A 3,767-nucleotide genomic window follows, 5' to 3' on the forward strand; every position below is an offset into this window, starting at 1 on the left:
CGGCGCCCCCAACCTCACCGACAAGATCGCGCTCTACGGCGCAAACTTCGAGGAGGTAAAGGCGCAGATCGTCAGGCCGCGCCACGGCGTCATGCCCGGCTGGTCGCACCGTCTGGACGATGCAACGATCAAGCAGCTCGCGGTCTATGTGCATACGCTGGGCGGCGGCGAGGCGCCCGAACCCGCCACCCAGTAACGCAACGCATTGCGGGCCGCAGGCGGTGGACAGCCCGCCTGCGGCCTGGCGCCACACGGCAAACGGCAGGCTGCGGAATTATATTAGAATTCTCTAATTTAATTCCGCATCCCGAGGGGAATAATGGTCCAGATACTCAACACGGTCGACACCGCGCCTTCCACCGAAGTCGACACCCATGATGCGCAGGCGGTCAACAAGGCCGAGAACCGCTCGCTTTACGCCGCGCGCGCCGCCATCCATCCGAAATCCGTCCACGGAACATTCCGCCGTCTCAAGTGGATCCTGCTCGTCGTCCTCCTCGGCATCTACTACATCTCGCCCTTCCTGCGCTGGGACAGGCCCGGCAATGCGCCGGACCAGGCGATCCTGATCGATCTCGCGAACCGCCGCTTCTACTTCTTCTTCATCGAGATCTGGCCGCAGGAATTCTACTATGTCGCGGGCCTGCTCATCATGGCGGGCGTCGGGCTCTTCCTCGTCACCTCGCTGTTCGGCCGCGCCTGGTGCGGCTATGCCTGCCCCCAGACGGTGTGGACCGACCTCTACATCTGGGTGGAGAGCAAGATCGAGGGTGACCGCAACGCCAGGATCCGGCTTGACGCTGCCCCGTGGAGCGCGGGCAAGCTCATGAAGCGTTCGGCCAAGATGGCGGTCTGGCTGCTCATCGCCATCGCCACCGGCGGTTTCTGGGTCTTCTATTTCGCCGATGCGCCAACACTGTTCCGTGAGCTCATCACCGGTGCTGCGCCACCAGTGGCCTATTTCACCATCGCCATCCTCACCGCGACGACCTTCACCTTCGCAGGCTTCATGCGTGAGCAGGTCTGCACCTACATGTGCCCGTGGCCGCGCATCCAGGGCGCGATGCTGGATGAAGACTCCCTCATCGTCACCTACAACGCCTGGCGCGGCGAGCCGCGCATGGCGGGCCGCAAGAAGGCGGAAGCGCAGGGCCTCAAGGTGGGCGACTGCGTTGACTGCAACGCCTGCGTCGCCGTCTGCCCCATGGGCATCGACATCCGTGACGGCAACCAGCTCGAATGCATCAACTGCGCGCTGTGCATCGACGCCTGCGACGCGGTGATGGACAAGGTCGGAAGCCCCAGGGGCCTCATCAACTACACCACCTCCAGCCTCTATGCCGCCAATGTCGAAGGCAAGAACACGCACTGGAACTGGCGTTATCTGCTGCGGCCGCGCACCGCCATCTACTTCACCATGTGGGCAGGCGTCGGCATCGCCATGCTGGTCACGCTGCTGAACCGCAGCCAGCTCGACGTCAATGTCGTGCCGGACCGCAACCCGCTCTACGTGACGCTGTCCGATGGCTCCATCCGCAACGGCTTCACGGTGAAGATCCTCAACAAGCGCCAGGAAGAGCGGAGCTTCCGGCTCACCCTCGAAGATCTGCCCGGCGGCAGGATGGAAATGGTGGGCGGGCCTGGCTCACAGGGCACCAGCTTCGACATCACCGTCGAACCGGACAAGCTGAAGGCCGTGAAGGTCTATGTTGCAACTGATGACAAGGCCGTCATCGAAGACGAACACAACCGGTTCCACTTCAGGATTGAAGAATTGAACCCCAAGGGCATGGCGGAGACGGCACGTTACGATGCCATCTTCCATGCACCCGGCACGCATGAAGAGGAGGAGGATTGAAACATGTCCACGGCAGCAGCACACAAGCCCCTCACCGGATGGCACGTGCTGGCGATGCTCGTCGCCTTCTTCGCCGTCATCTTCAGCGTCAACTTCACCATGGCCTGGCTCGCCAACGCGACCTGGTCGGGCCTCGTCGTCGCCAACGGCTATGTGGCGAGCCAGAGCTACGACAAGGACCTCGCTAAGGCCCGCGCCCAGGACGCGCTGGGCTGGTCCGTCGGCTTCTCCTTCGGCGAGGACCGCCTGCGCCTGACATTCGCGGACAAGGCGGGCGCGAAGATCGACCAGCTCGCCATCACCGGGGCGCTCGCCCGGCCGGTCACCGACAGGCAGGACCAGGCGCTCACCTTCTCTGCCATGGGCTCCGGCGTCTATTCCGCGCCCGCCACCCTCACGCCGGGCGTCTGGGAGGTGACGATCACCGCCCAGGGCAATGGCGTTTCGGACTATCGCAAGGCCTTCCGCTTCGTGGTGAAGGCCAAAACCCCGTGACCCTTCCCTGCTGCACCATCGACGGCGAATATTTCCAGCCCTTCAGGCTCGAGGGTGAGGATGCCGCACGCTGGATCTCCTCCGCCGGTCCCGGCCTCAAGCGCATCGAGTTCCTCGTGCCGCAGGCCAACCGCCCGGAGGCCATGGCCCAGATCGAGACGGACCTTCCCGCCCTCGCCGGCGTCCAGTCCGCCCGCGTCAATCTCACCGGCCGCCGCGTCGCCGTCATCTACCGCGATGGCGAGATCGAGCCGCAGGCGCTGCTCGACCGGCTGGGGTTCCTCGGCTACATGGCCCGCCCCTTTGACCCGCGCGAGACCGGCCTCACCAAGGACGACCGTGAAGGTGGCCGCCTGCTGCGCGCGCTCGCGGTCGCGGGCTTTGCCGCATCCAACGTCATGCTGCTCTCCGTCTCCGTCTGGTCGGGGGCGGAGGATGCAACGCGCGATCTCTTCCACTGGCTCTCCGCCATGATCGCCCTGCCAGCCGTTGCCTATGCAGGGCGTCCCTTCTTCCACTCCGCCGTCAATGCGCTGCGCCTGGGCCGCGTCAACATGGACGTGCCGATCTCTCTGGGCGTCCTCCTCGCCTCGATGCTCAGCCTGTTCCAGACCATCAACAGCGAAGAGCACGCCTATTTCGATGCCTCCGTGACGTTGCTCTTCTTCCTGCTGGCCGGCCGCTACCTCGATCACCTGATGCGCGCCCGCGCCCGCTCCGCCATCGCGCAGCTCGTCTCGCTCTCCTCGGAGGGCGCGATCCTCGTCGCGGAAGACGGCACGCGCCGCTACGTCCCCGCGCGTGACCTCAAGGCCGGCATGACGGTCGCCGTCGCGGCGGGTGACAGGCTCCCCGCCGACGGCCTCATCCGCGAGGGCGTCAGCGACATGGACCGCTCGCTGCTCACCGGGGAGACCGCGCCCGAGACGGTGAGGCCCGGTTCCGCCGTCCATGCGGGTGAACTCAATCTCACGGCGCCTGTGATGGTAGAGATCACCGCCGCGGGCAACGACACCTTCCTCTCGGAACTCGTGCGCCTGATGTCCGCCGCCGAGCAGGGCCAGTCGCGCTACATCCAGATCGCGGACAGGCTGGCGCGCTTCTATTCGCCCGCCGTCCATACGCTGGCAGCGGCGACACTCGCCGGCTGGCTGGTGCTGGGCCACGGCTGGCACCCGGCCATCATGGCCGCCGTCGCGGTGCTCATTATCACCTGCCCCTGCGCGCTGGGGCTTGCCGTGCCCGCCGCCCAGGTGGTGGCCAGCGGCAGGCTGTTCCGCTCCGGCATCATGATCAAGGACGGCGCGGCGCTGGAGAAGCTCTCGGGCGTCAACACCGTCATCTTCGACAAGACCGGCACGCTCACCAAGGGCCAGCCGCAGCTCGTCCTGCCGCTCATGGTCTCCACCGAAAC

At 65.7% G+C, this 3,767-nt stretch carries 3 protein-coding genes and 1 pseudogene; all 4 read left to right on the top strand.

What is annotated here, in order from left to right; genetic code table 11:
- Positions 1-196: pseudogene (locus ACILRA_RS20970) on the top strand (hypothetical protein); the annotation flags it as partial.
- 123 nt (positions 197-319) lie between these two features.
- Positions 320-1,858: a cytochrome c oxidase accessory protein CcoG gene (gene ccoG, locus ACILRA_RS20975; RefSeq protein ID WP_395663992.1), complete on the top strand. Its 1,539-nt coding sequence runs from the start codon at positions 320-322 to the stop codon at positions 1,856-1,858.
- A 3-nt stretch (positions 1,859-1,861) separates the two neighbouring features.
- Positions 1,862-2,353, top strand: coding sequence for a FixH family protein (locus tag ACILRA_RS20980; protein WP_395663993.1), 492 nt, complete (start codon positions 1,862-1,864; stop codon positions 2,351-2,353).
- On the top strand, positions 2,350-3,767 hold a 1,418-nt coding region (locus ACILRA_RS20985; protein WP_395663994.1), incomplete at its 3' end, for a heavy metal translocating P-type ATPase. The genes ACILRA_RS20980 and ACILRA_RS20985, both read left to right, overlap by 4 nt.

It is taken from the genome of Aestuariivirga sp. (genome assembly GCF_044239095.1).
In the GTDB taxonomy this organism is placed as follows: Bacteria; Pseudomonadota; Alphaproteobacteria; order Rhizobiales; family Aestuariivirgaceae; genus Aestuariivirga.

Excerpts from the sequence above, each read along its gene's own strand:
- ccoG (WP_395663992.1), top strand. The coding sequence starts at position 320 with ATGGTCCAGATACTCAACACGGTCGACACCGCGCCTTCCACCGAAGTC.
- ACILRA_RS20980 (WP_395663993.1), top strand. The coding sequence starts at position 1,862 with ATGTCCACGGCAGCAGCACACAAGCCCCTCACCGGATGGCACGTGCTG.